15 protein-coding genes, 1 tRNA gene and 1 pseudogene are annotated in these 16,360 nt (G+C 69.2%); 15 read left to right on the top strand and 2 right to left on the bottom strand.

Going from position 1 to position 16,360, the window contains the following annotated elements; translation table 11 throughout:
• Positions 1-944 (top strand): annotated as a pseudogene (locus ACFQSB_RS39720) (hypothetical protein); the annotation flags it as partial.
• 26 nt (positions 945-970) lie between these two features.
• Positions 971-2,659: a hypothetical protein gene (locus ACFQSB_RS39715; RefSeq protein WP_380832485.1), complete on the top strand. Its 1,689-nt coding sequence runs from the start codon at positions 971-973 to the stop codon at positions 2,657-2,659.
• Positions 2,660-2,908: 249 nt separating this feature from the next.
• On the opposite strand, the gene ACFQSB_RS39710 is transcribed toward ACFQSB_RS39715, so the two are convergent.
• Entirely contained in the window at positions 2,909-3,928 is a 1,020-nt protein-coding gene (locus tag ACFQSB_RS39710; RefSeq protein ID WP_380832483.1) for an adenosine deaminase, read from the bottom strand.
• A 98-nt stretch (positions 3,929-4,026) separates the two neighbouring features.
• On the opposite strand from ACFQSB_RS39710, the gene ACFQSB_RS39705 reads away from it, so the two are divergent.
• Positions 4,027-4,527: a SigE family RNA polymerase sigma factor gene (locus tag ACFQSB_RS39705; RefSeq protein WP_354853929.1), complete on the top strand. Its 501-nt coding sequence runs from the start codon at positions 4,027-4,029 to the stop codon at positions 4,525-4,527.
• A gap of 20 nt (positions 4,528-4,547) precedes the next feature.
• Complete coding sequence (locus ACFQSB_RS39700) at positions 4,548-5,555, top strand: hypothetical protein (protein WP_380832481.1); 1,008 nt, start codon at positions 4,548-4,550, stop codon at positions 5,553-5,555.
• A 64-nt stretch (positions 5,556-5,619) separates the two neighbouring features.
• On the opposite strand, the gene ACFQSB_RS39695 is transcribed toward ACFQSB_RS39700, so the two are convergent.
• Positions 5,620-6,825: a pyridoxal phosphate-dependent aminotransferase gene (locus ACFQSB_RS39695; protein WP_380832479.1), complete on the bottom strand. Its 1,206-nt coding sequence runs from the start codon at positions 6,823-6,825 to the stop codon at positions 5,620-5,622.
• Between the two features lie 179 nt (positions 6,826-7,004).
• Here ACFQSB_RS39695 and ACFQSB_RS39690 point away from each other — a divergent pair.
• The 11 genes from ACFQSB_RS39690 to rpoB all read left to right on the top strand — a co-directional run.
• Positions 7,005-7,077, top strand: a tRNA-Trp gene (locus ACFQSB_RS39690).
• 74 nt (positions 7,078-7,151) lie between these two features.
• A complete protein-coding gene (gene secE / locus ACFQSB_RS39685) occupies positions 7,152-7,409 on the top strand; it encodes a preprotein translocase subunit SecE (protein WP_354853938.1) in 258 nt (85 codons plus the stop codon).
• A gap of 136 nt (positions 7,410-7,545) precedes the next feature.
• Complete coding sequence (gene nusG / locus ACFQSB_RS39680; protein WP_354853941.1) at positions 7,546-8,343, top strand: transcription termination/antitermination protein NusG; 798 nt, start codon at positions 7,546-7,548, stop codon at positions 8,341-8,343.
• A 183-nt stretch (positions 8,344-8,526) separates the two neighbouring features.
• Positions 8,527-8,958 (top strand): 50S ribosomal protein L11, encoded by a 432-nt coding sequence (gene rplK / locus ACFQSB_RS39675; protein WP_354853944.1) that lies wholly within the window; start codon positions 8,527-8,529, stop codon positions 8,956-8,958.
• 204 nt (positions 8,959-9,162) lie between these two features.
• The gene (gene rplA / locus ACFQSB_RS39670) at positions 9,163-9,882 is read left to right on the top strand and encodes a 50S ribosomal protein L1 (protein WP_354931874.1); all 720 of its coding nucleotides are present in this window, start codon (positions 9,163-9,165) and stop codon (positions 9,880-9,882) included.
• Positions 9,883-10,152: 270 nt separating this feature from the next.
• Positions 10,153-11,019, top strand: a complete 867-nt coding sequence (locus ACFQSB_RS39665) for a LolA-like protein (RefSeq protein ID WP_354853949.1) — start codon at positions 10,153-10,155, stop codon at positions 11,017-11,019.
• A 298-nt stretch (positions 11,020-11,317) separates the two neighbouring features.
• Positions 11,318-11,881: a 50S ribosomal protein L10 gene (rplJ, locus tag ACFQSB_RS39660; protein ID WP_354853951.1), complete on the top strand. Its 564-nt coding sequence runs from the start codon at positions 11,318-11,320 to the stop codon at positions 11,879-11,881.
• An 87-nt stretch (positions 11,882-11,968) separates the two neighbouring features.
• Positions 11,969-12,361, top strand: a complete 393-nt coding sequence (gene rplL, locus ACFQSB_RS39655) for a 50S ribosomal protein L7/L12 (protein ID WP_354853954.1) — start codon at positions 11,969-11,971, stop codon at positions 12,359-12,361.
• Positions 12,362-12,749: 388 nt separating this feature from the next.
• On the top strand, positions 12,750-13,226 hold the full coding sequence (locus tag ACFQSB_RS39650) for a hypothetical protein (protein WP_354853957.1): 477 nt from the start codon (positions 12,750-12,752) through the stop codon (positions 13,224-13,226).
• Positions 13,223-13,792 (top strand): hypothetical protein, encoded by a 570-nt coding sequence (locus tag ACFQSB_RS39645; RefSeq protein ID WP_380832476.1) that lies wholly within the window; start codon positions 13,223-13,225, stop codon positions 13,790-13,792. Before ACFQSB_RS39650 ends, ACFQSB_RS39645 begins: the two co-directional genes overlap by 4 nt.
• Before the next feature lie 454 nt (positions 13,793-14,246).
• Positions 14,247-16,360, top strand: a 2,114-nt coding sequence (gene rpoB, locus ACFQSB_RS39640) for a DNA-directed RNA polymerase subunit beta (protein ID WP_380832474.1), incomplete at its 3' end; no start/stop codon positions are given.

Genomic DNA, 16,360 nt, shown 5'->3' with positions numbered 1-16,360 from the left:
ACGCCCTGGAAGACCCCCCGCCCCCCGAAGCCCCGCTCAGCGTGGAGGAGGGCTTCACCCCCGAACGCGGCGACGGCGCCAAGCCGCCCACCGAGTTCTGGGAACCCGACCCCGAGGCCGACGACCCCGAAAGCCGCATCCGCTGGGGCCGCGTCGCCCTGGTCACCGTCGTGTCGGTCGCCTCCGCCGGAGTGGTCTGGTCGCTGATCTTCGCCCCCGCCGCCCGCACCGGAGGACCGGTCGACGTCGAAGCCGCCGGCGGCACCGTCGTCATCACCGCCGGAGAGTCCCTGCCACCCCTGGTCGACTCCCCGCCTCCACCGCCCCCCGGCGGCACCGCCGCGCCCGGGAGCAGCCCCAACGCCACCGGGCCCGCCGCGAACCGCCCCGGCGTGGCCGTCCCGACCTCCTCCGTGCCGGTGGTTCCCCCGCCGACCAGCTCCCGCCCCACGGCGAGCCCCACGAAGACGAAGAACAAGACCTCCTCGCCGACGACCAACGACGGGCCCAACAACCCCCCGCCCCCGCCGAAGACCACCTCCTCGCCCAAGCCGTCCCAGAAGTCCACGCCGAAGCAGAGCTCGAGCTCCCAGCCGCAGACCAAACAGACCACCCAGGCTCCGCCTCCGCCTCCGCCGCCCCCTGCCTTCACCGCCTCGACCACCTCGATGGACGTCGGCAGCAGCCGTGACGGCACGGTGACCGTCCGGTCCCAGGTCGGCTCGATCACCTGGGAGGCCGTCGGCCGGGACATCCTGGTCTCGCCCGGCTCGGGCAGCACCGGCAGCGGGCAGACCGCCTCGATCGGGTTCAGCGTCCGCGGGTCGGGCTCCTGCGGCCAGCAGCAGGAGGCCTACATGTCCATCAAGTGGTCCGGCGACAACCAGGGCACCAAAGGCTCCGGGACCATCGGCGTGAACATCACGTACACGAAGCCCTGCTGAACCGACTGAGCACGAGGAGACCGCGCATGCCCCGACTTCGCAAACGCGAGTGGATCATCGTCCTGGTCGCGGTGATCGCGGCTCTGACCGTAGGCATTCCGACGGGCATGGCCCTCGCCGATCCGGCGCCCACGGCGACCGACCAGGTCAACAACGAGTGTGACGACATCCTCGGCAGCGGCACCCCCGAGTACATGTACTGCCGGTGGATGGCCAAGACACCGAAGGACGCGCTGGACGTCGTCCGGTTCTGGGCCCGCAACGACGGTGAGAAGCTCAAGGAGGCCGTCCCCTATCCGGGGCCGGTGCTGTTCTGCATGGACAAGACCAACAAGGGTCCGGGCATGCAAGATTGCGCCGACAAGGACCAGGTGCTGTGCAAGTACGACCACAGCGCCGGCAAGTACGTCTGCAAGGACACCGACGGCAACGTGACCAAGCCACCGGCCAAGGCGTGTCAGGGCGGCGAGTTCGACTGTTCCGGCGGCGGCAGTGCTTCGGGCACGCCGACGACGACCTCCGGTGAGACCACCTCGGGCGCGACGCCCGGGCCGACGAGTTCGACCCTGGCCGATCCGGACGCGCAGCCGGTGGACGATCCGAACGCCCAGACACAGGCCGATCCGCAGACCCAGACGCAGAGCGACCCGCAGACGCAGAGCGATCCGAACGGTGAGCAGGCGCCGCAGGTGGAGACCTCCAACGGGCCTCAGGACCAGGAGTCGGTGGCGCCGGAGCCCACTTCCAGTGTCACCGCGCCGCGTGACCGCTCTGCCGAGCCGCAGCCCGACCCCTCCACCGAGGCGCGGCCGACGACGCCGAAGGCGTCCAAGGCGCCGCTTGCCGCGCCGAACGACGCGACCGGCAAGGCGGCGGCCACGGCGATCAAGCTGGGCATGCGGGTGTGGATCGAGGGTGAGCTCGCCCCGGCGTGGACGGCGGGCAAGGACCAGTTCGACGCGGCGGTCGCCTCGATGGCGGCGCAGGCGAGCCGTCCGGGTGTGGTGGGCGTGAAGTTCGCCCAGGACCTGGGTTACTGGGGCTTCAAGTCGGCCGATGACGTGCGCAGGTTCGTCAAGGAGAGCTCCGCGGCTCTGCGGGCGGCGATCCCGGCGGGCAAGCAGCTCGCGGTGGACGTGGTGGTGCCCGAGATGGGCTGCGGGGCCAACGAGCCGTGCCAGGCGGCGCTGCGGACCAAGTACCCGCTGATCAGCCGGGCCAACGTCGAGAAGTACGTGCTGACCGGCGATGTGGACCACGTCAACGTCTCCAGCGGCCTGTTCGCCAGCGAGTACGCCAAGTACAAGATCACCCCGGACAAGGCGCTGCGCAACCAGTGGATCGGCGTGCGGGCGCGCGGCTGGGACACCCGGGTGCACGTGGGTGCCCGTGAGGTGGGTCTCGCGCACAGTGGGGCGAACAAGCTGACCGCCGCGCAGGCCGAGGCCGCGGCCAAGCTGCGCGTCGACCTGCCGTTGCAGGCGGGCGTGCAGACGGTGATGCTGTGGACCCACCGCCAGGAGTGGGACGGCGCCACCTGGCGTCTGCTGGACCAGGGCCTGACGACCAACACCATGTGGAAGGCCCTGCAGGCCCGCAAGGGGCTCGGCCGGCTGTCGATCACCTTCGACGCCAGCGACCCCGAGAAGGGCGTCACCCAGGACCTCACCAAGCTCGCCGAGGTCTTCGACGAGGTCTACATCCACTCCCAGTGACACACGGACGAGCGCCGTCTCGGGCCGCGAGCCCGAGACACCGCGCTCTCCACAGTTGAACAGCACAAGACCACGGGCCCCGGCGACGGGGCCCGTGGCATGTCCGCAGGTGCCTGGTATGAGGGTCGCCGCCCGCACCGCCGCCGGCAAAGTCATCGCCACCCCGACGATCTACTCGCACGAGCGCGCGGTGCCGCTGGGAGGGTCGATCGCCGTCCTTGGGCGCCCGCCCGGTGGCCTGGGAACCGTTCAGGCCGGGCTGGTCAACCAGGTGTCGATGGACGTGAGCAGTTCCTTCTTGAAGCCGTCCGGTGCCGTGGAGGACCGGATCGACTGGCGGGCCAGCTCGGCGATCTCGGCGTCGCTGAAGCCGTAGACCTCGCGCGCCAGCTCGTACTGCGGCAGCAGCCGCGCGCCGAACAGCAGCGGGTCGTCGGCGCCGAGCGCGATCGGCACCCCGGCGTCGAACAGCCGCTTCACCGGGACGTCCCCGGCCCGCTGGGCGACGCCGAGGCCGACGTTGGAGGTGGGGCACACCTCGCAGGCGATCTGACGGTCGGCCAGGCGCTCCATCAGCCGTGGGGATTCGGCCGCCCGGATTCCGTGGCCGATGCGGTCGGCGTCCAGGTCGTCCACGCACTCGGCGACGCTCGCGGCGCCCGACAGCTCACCGCCGTGCGGGACGGCCAGCAGCCCGGCCCGCTTGGCGATGCGGAACGCGCCGTCGAAGTCGCGGGCCCGGGCGCGGCGCTCGTCGTTGGACAGCCCGAAGCCCACCACGCCCTTGTCGGCGTACTGCCCGGCCAGCCGCGCGAGGGTCTTGGCGTCGAGCGGGTGCCGCGTGCGGTTGGCGGCGACGATCACCCCGATGCCGACCTTGCCGGCCTCCGACGCCCTGGCCGCCGCGTCGAGCACCAGTTCCAGCGTCGCGGTCACCCCGCCGAACCGCTGGGCGTACCCGGAGGGGTCGACCTGGATCTCCAGCCAGCGCGACCCCTCGGCCGCCTCGTCCTCGGCGGCCTCGCGCAGCAGCCGGTAGACGTCCTGGTCGCGGCGCAGCACCGAGCGCGCTATGTCGTACAGCCGCTGGAACCGGAACCAGCCGCGCTCGTCGGTGGCCCGTAGTTTGGGCGGCCAGTCCTCCACGAGCGCGTCGGGGAGGTGGACCCCGTGGTCGCGCGCGAGCTCCAGCAGGGTGGAGTGCCGCATGGAGCCGGTGAAGTGCAGGTGAAGATGCGCCTTCGGAAGTTCGTCGAGCGGGCGTGCCATTTCCATATCTTGCCGTACCGCGCCGGCGCGGTGGTCCCGCACCGCCTCTCAACCTCCCGGTGGGTCGGTGCGTTGGGGAGGACGAAAGGGGACTCGCCATGACGGAAGAAGACGAAGCGGCCTTCGACGAATTCCTGGCCGCCCGGAGCACCGCCCTGCTCCGCACGGCCATCCTCGTCTGCGGCGCGTCGATCCACGACGCCGAGGACCTGGCGCAGGGCGCGCTGGAGAGGGTCTACCGGCACTGGCCGAGGATCCGGCACGACAACCCGGAGTCCTACGCCAGGCGGGTCGTGGTCAACGCGGCCATCTCCCGGGCACGGCGGCGCAAGGTGATCCAGGAGATCACCTTCGCCCGTCCTCCCGAGCCGGAGGCGCCGCAGCCGGACCTCGACACGCGCGACGCCCTGCTCGCCGAGCTGCGCCGCCTGCCGGCGCGCATGCGCGCGGTCGTGGTCCTGCGCTACTGGGAGGACCTGTCGGAGGCCGAGACCGCCGCGCTGCTGGGCTGCTCGGCCGGGACGGTGAAGAGCCAGGCCGCACGCGGCCTGGCCAGGATGCGGGCGCGCATGGGCGCCCTGGACGGGACGTCGGTGTGAAATCGGAGGAAAGGTTCGGCATGAACGTGGAAGAAGTGCTCAAGGAAGCCATGTCCGCTCACGTCGCGGACGTCCGCGCGCCCGCGATGATGGGCCAGGCGGTGCGGCGCAGGCACCGCGCGCACGTCACGCGGTTCCGCACGGCCGGCGCCGCCGCGCTGACCGTGCTGGTGGCGGGCTCCTTCCCCGCCTACACCGCCCTCACCTCGGGACATGGCCTCGCCCCTAACCCTGCCCCCGCCGGTCCGGCCGTGGCGTCCTCCGGCGCGCCGGCCTCGGACACGCCGACCGCTCTCGGCGACCCGAGTCAGGCGCCGACCGCGCTTGGTGACCCGAGTCAGGCGCCGACCGCTCTCGGCGATCCCAGTCAGGAGCCGACCGCTGTCGGTGATCCGAGTCAGGAGCCGACCGCTGTCGGTGATCCGAGTCAGGAGCCGACCGATGTCGGTGAGCCGAGTCAGGCGCCGACCTCCCTCCCGTCGGACGACGGGGTGGACACCGCGACGATGCCCCCGTCCGCCGCGACCGCGGAACCGTCCCAGGACGACCGGTCCGGCCTGCCGCAGGACCTCGGAGACCTGGGCGACGGCCGCGCCTTCGGCGGGGTCCGCGTCGGTTACCTGCCGGAAGGTCTGCAATGGGGTAAGTGGTCGGGCAAGAACGGTTTCGGCACGACCAGTTACACGACCACCTGGGCCGAGTCCGGCCTCCAGCCGGGCGAGTACTCGGTCCAGATGGTGATCTACGAGGGCGCGGCGGCCAAGCGCGAGCGGTCCAAGCTGAAGGACTACCGGGCCGACGCCAAGGCCACGCGGGTGAACGTCCACGGCTCGGCGGCCGTCATCGCCACGCTGGGCGAGGCGTCGGAGATCACCGGCGACGGCGGGACTCCGACCATCGTGTGGTCCCCAGGGCGGGGACTGATGGCCGAGGCCATGATCAGCCCTGACTACGCCCGCAAGCTCGGCGCCGACCACACCGGACGCGAGCTGAAGAAGATCGCCGAAGCGGTCCGCCCCACCGGCTGACCGGCCTTCGGAACAGACCGAGGCCCCGGGCCGTCCAACCCGGGGCCTCGAAGCATGCCGTCGTTCAGTGGGCCTCGGACAGGAGCTTGGCGAGGCGGCTGACGCCTTCCGCGAGGTCGTCGTCGCCGAGGGCGTAGGACAGGCGGAAGTAGCCCGGGGTGCCGAAGGCCTCGCCGGGGACCAGGGCGACCTCGGCCTCCTCGAGGATCAGCTCGGCGAGCTCGGCGGAGGTGGACGGGCGCCGGCCGCGGAGCTCCTTGCCCAGCAGGGCCTTGACCGACGGGTATGCGTAGAACGCACCGAACGGCTCGGGGCACAGGACGCCGGGGATCTCGTTGAGCATGCGCACCATGGTCTGCCGCCGCCGGTCGAACGCCTCGCGCATGCGCGCCACGGCCGACAGGTCGCCCGAGACCGCCGTCAGGGCCGCCGCCTGCGCGACGTTGGAGACGTTGGAGGTGGCGTGCGACTGCAGGTTGGTGGCGGCCTTCACGACGTCCTTCGGGCCGATCATCCAGCCCACGCGCCAGCCCGTCATGGCGTAGGTCTTGGCGACGCCGTTGAGCACCACGACGTTGTCACGCAGCTCGGGGACGGCGGTGGCGATGCTGGTGAAGGCCACGCCGCCGTACACCAGGTGCTCGTAGATCTCGTCGGTGACGACCCACAGGCCGTGCTCCGCGGCCCAGCGGCCGATCTCGGCCACCTGGTCGGGGGAGTAGACCGCGCCGGTCGGGTTGGACGGCGACACGAACAGCAGGACCTTGGTGCGCTCGGTGCGTGCGGCCTCGAGCTGGTCGACCGAGGCGAGGTAGCCGGTGGTCTCGTCGGTCACCACGTCGACCTGGACCCCGCCCGCGAGCTTGATCGCCTCAGGGTAGGTCGTCCAGTAGGGGGCCACCACCAGCACCTCGTCGCCCGGGTCGAGCAGCGTGGCGAACGCCTCGTAGACGGCCTGCTTGCCGCCGTTGGTGACCAGCACCTGGGAGGCGTCGACCTCGAAGCCGGAGTCGCGCCGCGTCTTGTCGGCGATGGCCTGCTTGAGCTCGGGAAGACCGCCGGCCGGCGTGTACTTGTGGAACCGCGGGTTCCGGCACGCCTCGACGGCCGCCTCGACGATGTAGTCGGGCGTCGGGAAGTCCGGCTCGCCGGCTCCGAACCCGATGACCGGACGGCCGTCCGCCTTCATCGCCTTGGCCTTGGCGTCGACGGCCAGCGTGGCGGACTCTGAGATGGCGGAAATGCGCGCTGAGATGCGAGGACGGGTCATGCCTTCCATGCTTCCAGACCTCTCCCACCGCCGCCGCCCTATATCCGTGAACTGGACAAGCGGTGTCCGTCATGACGTGTCGCACGAGTTGGTTCGACGTGAGGCGCATTCACCCGTACACTTCTGCAACTAGTGAGCGACGTACCCCCGACCGCTCGGGGTAAGGTGGTTCACGGCAGAGGGCACTAGCGCAATTGGTAGCGCACCGGTCTCCAAAACCGGCGGTTGGGGGTTCGAGTCCCTCGTGCCCTGCGGAGTGCGGTCCGCGCACCGATGGCGTGTATGCCGCCGAAAGTTGCGTAGGAACGACGGATCAGGTGAGGACTGTGGCGATCGACACACGCGGCGAGGCCGCCGACAGGCCGAGTAAGCCGTCCGGCCAGACCGTTAAGAAGCGCACCTCTCCCGCACTTTTCTACCGGCAGATCATCGCCGAGCTTCGCAAGGTGATCTGGCCGACGCGCAAGGATCTGATCTCTTACACCACGGTGGTCCTCGTCTTTGTCTTGATCATGGTCGGGCTCGTGGCGGGGATAGACTTCTTGCTCACGCAGGGTGTGCTGGCGGTCTTCGGCGGAGCCTGAGCCGGCCGCCGCGCGACAGCCGTCCCCGGCGGGTCGGTGGCCGTCTTGAACGGCGGCCCCCCGCTGACGGGCGGCTGCACGTCCTTGTAGGACGTCAAAGATCGCAACATCATCGACGAGAGAAGAAAGAGTCACCGTGTCCGAGTCCCCACTGTCGGCTGGCGCATCCCACGAGGAGTGGGAGGGCGAGCCGGAAGAGGCGATCGAGATCACCGACGAGTCCGGCGAGGCCCCTGAGGCCGCGGATGACGCCGACGAGTCCGGTGATGCCGACGAGTCAGGCGAGGCCGTTGAGCCCGAGGCTCCGGTCGGCGCCGTTGACGAAGACGGTGATCTCGTTCCCGATGTCGACCCTGTCGAAGAGTTCAAGCGCTCCATGCGGGGCCTGCCCGGCGAGTGGTACGTCATCCACTCCTACGCCGGTTACGAGAACCGCGTGAAGTCCAACATCGAGACCCGCACCCAGTCGCTCAACATGGAGGACTACCTCTTCCAGGTCGAGGTGCCGGTCCACACCGTCACCGAGATCAAGGGCGGCAAGCGCACCCCGGTCAAGGAGCGCGTGCTCCCCGGCTACGTGCTGGTGCGCATGGAGCTGACCGACGAGTCCTGGTCCGCGGTGCGCAACACGCCCGGCGTGACCGGCTTCGTGGGCCTGTCCAACCGGCCGAGCCCGCTGAGCCTGGACGAGGTCGCCAAGCTGCTCGCGCCCGAGCCGACCGAGCAGACCAAGACGACCGCCGCCAAGGCCGCGGCCGCCACCGTCGACTTCGAGGTCGGCGAGTCGGTCACCGTCATGGACGGCCCCTTCGCCACGCTGCCCGCGACGGTCAGCGAGATCAGCGCCGAGTCGCAGAAGCTCAAGGTGCTGGTCTCGATCTTCGGTCGCGAGACGCCGGTCGAGCTGTCGTTCAACCAGGTCTCCAAGATCTGACGCCCGTCCAGGTCCTGGCGATCTGGCGGCGCGCATACACTGATAAGTCGTCCCGCGGGCCGGCCGTTCGAGCGGCCGCGGGGTTGGTCCCGAGGGAGCACGGCCGTCTGGCCCTCGCCTGCCCTCGGGGGGCTTCCACGCCCTGTGGGAGTTTCACAGGAGTTCAGGACCCGGAGTAGGACAATGCCTCCTAAGAAGAAGATCGCGGCTCTGGTCAAGGTCCAGCTTCCCGCTGGCCAGGCCACGCCCGCGCCGCCCGTCGGTACCGCCCTCGGTCCCCACGGCGTCAACATCATGGACTTCGTCAAGCAGTACAACGCTGCGACCGAGGCCCAGCGGGGCAACATCATCCCCGTCGAGATCACCATCTTCGAAGACCGCAGCTTCACCTTCGTCACCAAGACGCCGCCGGCGCCTGAGCTGATCAAGAAGGCCGCGGGCGTCGACAAGGCCAGCGCCAACCCGCACCGCGACAAGGTGGGCAAGCTCACCAAGGACCAGCTGCGCCAGATCGCCGAGACGAAGATGCCCGACCTCAACGCCAACGACATCGAGGCGGCCGAGAAGATCATCGCCGGCACCGCCCGGTCGATGGGCATCACCATCGCCGACTGATCCGCGCCGCGGGTCGAGGCACGACAGACCTGTGAGGGGCGCGGCGGTGGTCTGACGAGGAGCGAGGGTGAGGTACGAGCCCGGAGCGACGAGGAAGAGCATCGCCTCAAGGGCGCCCCGAACCGCCGAGCGTAGCGAGGCAAGACCAACACAGTGGGAGGGCCACGCGCTGGCCCGTCACCACGGGCTCCAGAAGGAGAAGCAGTGAAGCGCAGCAAGACCTACCGCAAGGCGGCCGAGCAGATCGACCACGAGGCGCTGTACAGCCCGGTCGACGCCGCCAAGATCGCCAAGGCCAGCTCGGTCACCAAGTTCGACGCCACCGTCGAGGTGGCCCTGCGGCTGGGCGTCGACCCCCGCAAGGCCGACCAGATGGTCCGCGGCACCGTCAACCTCCCGCACGGCACCGGCAAGACCGCCCGGGTCCTGGTCTTCGCCACCGGTGACCGTGCCGAGGAGGCCCGCGCCGCGGGCGCCGACATCGTCGGCGCCGACGAGCTGATCGAAGAGATCGCCAAGGGCAACCGCCTCAACGAGTTCGACGCCGTCGTGGCCACGCCCGACCTCATGGGCAAGGTCGGCCGCCTCGGCCGCGTGCTCGGCCCGCGCGGTCTCATGCCGAACCCCAAGACCGGCACCGTCACCCCCGCGGTGGCCAAGGCCGTGACCGAGATCAAGGGCGGCAAGATCGAGTTCCGCGTCGACCGGCACGCGAACCTCCACTTCATCATCGGCAAGGTGTCCTTCCCCGAGCGCCAGCTCCTGGAGAACTACGCCGCCGCGCTGGACGAGATCGTGCGTCTCAAGCCGTCCGCGGCCAAGGGGCGCTACCTCAAGAAGGTCACCTTCTCCACGTCGATGGGCCCGGGCATCCCGGTGGACCCGAACGTGACGCGGGGGATCACCGCCGAGCTGGACGCCTGAGGTCCTCCTCGCACCATCGGGCGAGCGGCGCGCACCGTGCCGCCGCCTGACGGGCACAACCTGAGAACCACCTGAGAAAGGCCCGCACACAGTGCGGGCCTTTCTTCTTTACGTTTTCGGTTTCCTCGCAGGTGAACCCCCGGTTTCCCCGTCATGCGCGCTTCCAGGGCCGGTAATCGATGCTCATACTCCGCCGCACGGGGTAGGGGCAGCACGTAGGGTAAAAATTACTTATGGGGGATACAGAAGGGTTACCTAGTGAACCGGCGAATGACACCCGCGATCGCGGCCGTGGGCTCGGCCATGCTCCTCGCGGTATCGGCATGTGGTCAGGCATCGCAGCAGCCGGCCGAGTCCCTCGGCGCGGTTCAGCTCTCCGCGGCTGAGTCCCTTCAGCACAGCGCCGAGAGCGCCCAGGACGTGACGTCCTACAACGCCCAGCTCGCACTGGACTTCAGCGCCCCGAACGAGGGCGCGGGGTCGGTCAAGGGCTCCATGGTGGTCCACCAGAAGCCCCAGCTCGCCTCCGACGTGACGCTGGACACCATCAACGTCCGCGGGCAGAACATCCCCGGCGGCGTGCGCGTCATCCTCGTCGGGCAGACGGCCTACATCAAGGTCGACATGCTCAACAAGCTGGTCGGCGGCAGCAAGCCGTGGATCAAGCTCGACCTGGCCAGGGCCGGGCAGAACGCCGGCGTGGACGTCGACCAGTTCCTGTCCCAGGCCCAGCAGATCGACCTGCAGACCAGCGTGCGGATGCTGACCAGCTCCAAGGACGTCGCCAAGGTCGGCTCCGAGACCGTCGGCGGCGTCGACACCACGCACTACAAGGGCACCTTCACGGTGGCCGAGGCGGTCAAGCTGCTGTCGCCCGAGATGCAGAAGCGCGTCCAGGGGCAGCTGACCAACGTCAAGGACATGAAGTTCGACACCTGGATCGACGCGCAGAGCCTCCCGCGCAAGGTGGAGATGAACGGCGGCGCCGGCGACGGCGTGTTCAAGCTGACGTCCACGTTCACCTCCTTCAACCAGGCCGCGGAGGTCACCGCACCCCCGGCCGACCAGGTGGGCGACCTCCCGCAGAACCTCAACGGGCTCAACGGGACGGACGCCACCGGCACCACCGGAAGCTGACCGTCACGGGTCGCGCTCCGCGCCGCTCCTCCGCGAGTTGGCGCGGAGCGCGAAGCCCGGGTACAGTGTTCAACGCCGAAGACCGCCGGTCGTCGCCGAGCCCGTTATGGCTCGGTGGCCCAAGGATCCACTGTGGTGGATGGCCTGCGCAGGTGTGATGTGAGTTTCCATATGGCTGCTCGCGCGGATCCTTTTCCCGCGTGACCTCTGTGTGTGAGCCCCGTGCGCCTGCGCCGGGGCTTGTTCTCATTTACGGACTCCTGGGCCCTTCGCCGGTGGCACATCTGGAAGGAGGCCCATGGCGAGGGCGGAAAAGGCGACCGCGGTTGCCGAGCTCAAAGAACACTTTGAGAGCTCCAGCGCCGCTGTCCTGACCGAGTACCGCGGTCTCACCGTGGCGCAGCTCAAGCAGCTGCGCGTCACGCTCGGTGGGAATGCGAAGTTCGCCGTGGCGAAGAACACGCTGTCCAAGATCGCGGCCAACGAGGCCGGGGTCACCTCCCTGGACAATCTGTTCCAGGGTCCGACCGCGATCGCGTTCGTCAGTGGCGACGTGGTCGAGGCGGCCAAGGGTCTGCGTGACTTCGCCAAGGCCAATCCCCTCCTGGTCATCAAGGGTGGTGTCGTCGACGGCAAGTCGATGACCCCGGCCGAGATCGCGACGCTCGCCGACCTCGAGTCGCGCGAGATCCTGCTCGCGAAGCTGGCCGGCGCGCTGAAGGCGAAGCAGTCTCAGGCCGCCGCCACGTTCAACGCGCTGCCCACCCAGCTGGCCCGGCTCGTCGAGGCCCTGCGCGAGAAGCGCGGGGAGACCGGCGGCACGGAGGCCGGCGCGGACGCCGCCGCGGACGCCGCCGAGTAGTTCCGGCGCGGAAGCGACCAAAGCAGGGGATTGCGGCGCATACCGCGGTCCGATTCACGTTTTGCAATTCATATGGAGGAACCACCCATGGCGAAGCTCAGCACCGACGAGCTGCTCGACGCGTTCAAGGAGATGACCCTCCTTGAGCTGTCCGACTTCGTGAAGCTCTTCGAGGAGACCTTCGACGTCAAGGCCGCCGCTCCGGTGGCCGTGGCCGCCGCCCCCGGCGCCGGTGGTGGCGCCGCCGCCGCCGAGGAGGCCGAGGAGCAGGACGAGTTCGACGTCATCCTCGAGGCCGCCGGCGACAAGAAGATCCAGGTCATCAAGGAGGTCCGCGCGCTCACCAGCCTCGGCCTCAAGGAGGCCAAGGACCTCGTCGACGGGGCTCCCAAGCCGCTGCTCGAGAAGGTCAACAAGGAAGCCGCTGAGAAGGCCAAGGCCGCCCTGGAGGGCGCCGGCGCCACCGTCACCGTCAAGTGACCTCACGCGTCTCGAAGCTCCACCTGAGCGTCTGAAAGCTCGCGCGCGAGCGTTCAAGCTCTGCAAGGAAGGGGCGGTCCACCCTGGTGCCGGGTGGTCCGTCCCTTTCTGGTTTTCCGCGCGGACTTGCGGCTGTCCGGGTCCTTCTTTCCCGTCCCGGTGACCCGTTCCGTCCTGCCGCGGACCTTTCCGGCCTGTCCTGTACGGGCAAAGAGGATGATCGCCCATTTGGATCTTGATACCGGGTTATGATCCGGCGAACCGCCGGGCGGCCGGGGACCGGGTCCGGCGCGTCCGTGCCGTCGTGGCGCCGAGCGGCGCCGGTCAGGGCGATCGGAGGGAACAGGTGGCGCTGCACGCGGCTCGCTCCCCCCGCAGGAGGCGCCTTGTGGTGCTCCTGGCGCTGGTCGCGCTCGTCGCCGCGCTGGGCGCCGCGTGGGTGCGCGTCGGCGACGACCTCGACCAGGCGCGGGCGGTGGCCCACGACCGCTTGGCCGCCGTCCAGGCCGCCAAGCGGTACGCGCTGAACCTCATGGCCGTGGACTACCGCACGATCGACCGCGACGTCCAGCGGGTGATGGACACCTCCACGGGCCAGGCGCGCGAGCAGTTCGCCCGGGAAGCCGGCAATCTGAAGGAGGCGACCCGCCGGAACAAGGCCGTGCAGACGGGCGTCGTGCGCGCCGCGGGGCTCGCCTCCATGAACGACCGGCGCAGCGCGGCGCGGGTGCTGGTCGTGGCCGACTCGGTGATCCGCTGGGACCAGGTCAAGACCGCCCCGCAGGAGCGCTTCTACCGCTGGAACATCGAGGTGAGCAAGGTGGGACAGGGCTGGGCGGCCTCGAGCCTGGAGCCGGTCGAGTGACCGCCGAGGGCGGCCTGGGGCCCCCTGAGGGGGCCGTGGCGTCCCGCTCCCGGTCGTGGCGATTCCTCGCCGCCGTCACGCTGCTCGGCCTTCTGGCGGCCGTTCTGGCCGTCCTGACGGTCCTCGCCTATCTGAGGCTGCGCGAGTTGCGCGACAGCGAGTCCGCGGCGGCCGACGCGACCGCCGCGGCGCGGGCCTACGCGCCGGACATGCTGTCCTACGACTACCGCACGATCGAGGCCGACCTCGCCCGGGCGAAGGGGTACGCCACCGGCGACCTGGCCGCCCACTACGGGGAGCTGACGCGGGTCCTGGCCCCCGTGGTCAGGCGCGAGCAGACCGTGCAGCAGGCGGCGGTGGTCGCCGCGGCGGTGGAATCGGCGACGCCCGACCGGGTTCAGGTGTTGCTGTTCATGAACATGGGAACGTCAAAGCTGGTGCCGGGCGAGAAACGGCCCCAGAGGCAGGTCCTGCACAATCGCGCCCGGTTCGTGCTGGTCAGAGGCCAGGAGCACTGGCTGGTGTCGGAGCTGTCGACCCTGATCGGCAACGCCCCCGGCGGCTGAGATCCACGGCGGTGGGACGGCCGTGCGGCGTGGCGCGTTATTAAATCGTTAGTAAAGCTTGGGTTTGAGCATCGCGCGGGTTGGGCATGACAAAGGGCACGACAGTGTCGAGAGGCGGCAAGCCTTCGATCCTCCGTGTGACTGAGCGTTAGCCGATCCGCAGCGCGGGTATCGTCTGGCCCGGCTGGCCGCTCCGTCTCCAGAGGGGAGAAAACCCAGCGTGACGGGGCTTGGTCGCCTCGAATGTGGGTCTACGGGCTTGACGTTTCGGCGCTGACGGGCGATGCTGCGTCCAGTGTGGGTGCGCAGAGCGAGACTGAGTGGACAGGTGTATGCCCATCGGCTACACTGCCCCTTTGCGCTGCCCTTTGACGACCCGCTTCTCTAGGTAACTTTGATGCATGGTCGTCTGGCGTGCGTGTAGTCAGTCCGCGAGCCCTCGGAAGGACATCTGTTGGCAGCCTCGCGCAACGCCTTCGCCGTACCCGCTGGTCCCCGCCGCGTCTCTTTCGCGCGCATTCAGGAGCCGCTCGAAGTTCCCGATCTTCTCGCCCTGCAGACCGAGTCGTTCGACTGGTTGCTCGGCAACGAGAAATGGCGGTCGCGGGTCGAGGCGGCTCGCCAGGCCGGGCGCAAGGACGTTCCGGCCCAGTCCGGTCTCGAAGAGATCTTCGAGGAGATCAGTCCCATCGAGGACTTCTCCGGAACGATGTCCTTGTCGTTCCGCGACCACCGGTTCGAGCCGCCCAAGTACTCCGTCGACGAGTGCAAAGACAAGGACATGACCTTCTCCGCCCCGATGTTCGTCACGGCGGAGTTCATCAATAACACCACCGGTGAGATCAAGAGCCAGACGGTGTTCATGGGCGACTTCCCGCTCATGACCTCCAAGGGCACCTTCATCATCAACGGCACCGAGCGTGTCGTGGTCTCCCAGCTGGTGCGGTCCCCCGGTGTCTACTTCGACCGCTCGGTCGACAAGACCTCCGACAAGGACCTGTACGGCTGCAAGGTGATCCCCTCGCGCGGTGCGTGGCTCGAGTTCGAGATCGACAAGCGCGACAGCGTCGGTGTGCGCATCGACCGCAAGCGCAAGCAGGCCGTCACCGTCCTGCTGAAGGCCCTCGGCTGGACCAACGACCAGATCCTCGAGCGGTTCGGCCAGTACGAGTCGATGCGCGCCACCCTGGAGAAGGACCACACCTCCGGCCAGGACGACGCCCTGCTCGACATCTACCGCAAGCTGCGCCCGGGCGAGCCGCCGACCAAGGAGTCCGCCCAGACGCTGCTGGAGAACCTCTACTTCAACCCCAAGCGCTACGACCTGGCCAAGGTCGGCCGCTACAAGATCAATAAGAAGCTCGGCGTCGACGCCGACATCAACCAGGGGACGCTCACCGAAGAGGACATCGTCGCCACCATCGAGTACATCGTCCGGCTGCACGCCGGCGAGGTCGAGATGCCCGGGGCGAACGGTCAGATCGTCGTCGAGACCGACGACATCGACCACTTCGGCAACCGCCGCCTGCGCACCGTCGGCGAGCTGATCCAGAACCAGGTCCGCCTGGGCCTGGCCCGCATGGAGCGCGTCGTCCGCGAGCGCATGACCACGCAGGACGTCGAGGCGATCACGCCGCAGACCCTGATCAACATCCGCCCGGTCGTGGCGTCGATCAAGGAGTTCTTCGGCACCTCCCAGCTGTCGCAGTTCATGGACCAGACCAACCCGCTGGCCGGCCTGACGCACAAGCGGCGTCTGTCCGCGCTCGGCCCCGGTGGTCTGTCGCGTGAGCGGGCCGGCTTCGAGGTCCGCGACGTGCACCCCTCGCACTACGGCCGCATGTGCCCGATCGAGACCCCTGAAGGCCCGAACATCGGCCTCATCGGCTCGCTCTCGTCCTTCGGCCGGGTCAACACCTTCGGCTTCGTCGAGACGCCCTACCGCAAGGTCGTGGACGGCCGGGTCACCGAGGAGATCGACTACCTGACCGCCGACGAGGAGGACAGGCACGTCATCGCCCAGGCCAACACCCCGCTGAAGGCCGACGGCGCCTTCGCCGAGGACCGCGTCCTGGTCCGCAGGAAGGGCGGCGAGGTCGAGTTCATCCGGCCCAACGAGGTCGACTACATGGACGTCTCGGCCCGCCAGATGGTGTCGGTCGCGACCGCCATGATCCCCTTCCTGGAGCACGACGACGCCAACCGCGCGCTCATGGGCTCCAACATGCAGCGCCAGTCGGTCCCGCTCCTCAAGAGCGAGGCTCCGCTGGTCGGCACCGGCATGGAGTACCGCGCCGCGACCGACGCCGGCGACGTCATCACCGCCGAGAAGGCGGGCGTCGTCGAGGAGGTCTCGGCCGACTACGTCACCGTCATGAACGACGACGGCACCCGCACGACCTACCGCGTGGCGAAGTTCAAGCGCTCCAACCAGGGCACCTGCTTCAACCAGAAGCCCATCGTCCGCGAGGGCGACCGGGTGGAGGTCAACCAGGTCGTCGCCGACGGTCCGTGCACCGACAACGGTGAGATGGCGCTCGGTAAGAACCTCCTGGTGGCGTTCATGCC

The organism is Sphaerisporangium rhizosphaerae (assembly GCF_042665155.1).
Classification (GTDB): domain Bacteria; phylum Actinomycetota; class Actinomycetes; order Streptosporangiales; family Streptosporangiaceae; genus Sphaerisporangium; species Sphaerisporangium rhizosphaerae.
This window is presented reverse-complemented; position numbering and strand designations above follow the sequence as displayed.

Excerpts from the sequence above, each read along its gene's own strand:
- ACFQSB_RS39665 (WP_354853949.1), top strand. The coding sequence starts at position 10,153 with ATGACACCCGCGATCGCGGCCGTGGGCTCGGCCATGCTCCTCGCGGTA.
- rplJ (WP_354853951.1), top strand. The coding sequence starts at position 11,318 with ATGGCGAGGGCGGAAAAGGCGACCGCGGTTGCCGAGCTCAAAGAACAC.
- ACFQSB_RS39695 (WP_380832479.1), bottom strand. The coding sequence starts at position 6,825 with ATGACCCGTCCTCGCATCTCAGCGCGCATTTCCGCCATCTCAGAGTCC.
- ACFQSB_RS39700 (WP_380832481.1), top strand. The coding sequence starts at position 4,548 with ATGAACGTGGAAGAAGTGCTCAAGGAAGCCATGTCCGCTCACGTCGCG.
- ACFQSB_RS39710 (WP_380832483.1), bottom strand. The coding sequence starts at position 3,928 with ATGGCACGCCCGCTCGACGAACTTCCGAAGGCGCATCTTCACCTGCAC.
- ACFQSB_RS39705 (WP_354853929.1), top strand. The coding sequence starts at position 4,027 with ATGACGGAAGAAGACGAAGCGGCCTTCGACGAATTCCTGGCCGCCCGG.
- rplL (WP_354853954.1), top strand. The coding sequence starts at position 11,969 with ATGGCGAAGCTCAGCACCGACGAGCTGCTCGACGCGTTCAAGGAGATG.
- ACFQSB_RS39715 (WP_380832485.1), top strand. The coding sequence starts at position 971 with ATGCCCCGACTTCGCAAACGCGAGTGGATCATCGTCCTGGTCGCGGTG.
- rplK (WP_354853944.1), top strand. The coding sequence starts at position 8,527 with ATGCCTCCTAAGAAGAAGATCGCGGCTCTGGTCAAGGTCCAGCTTCCC.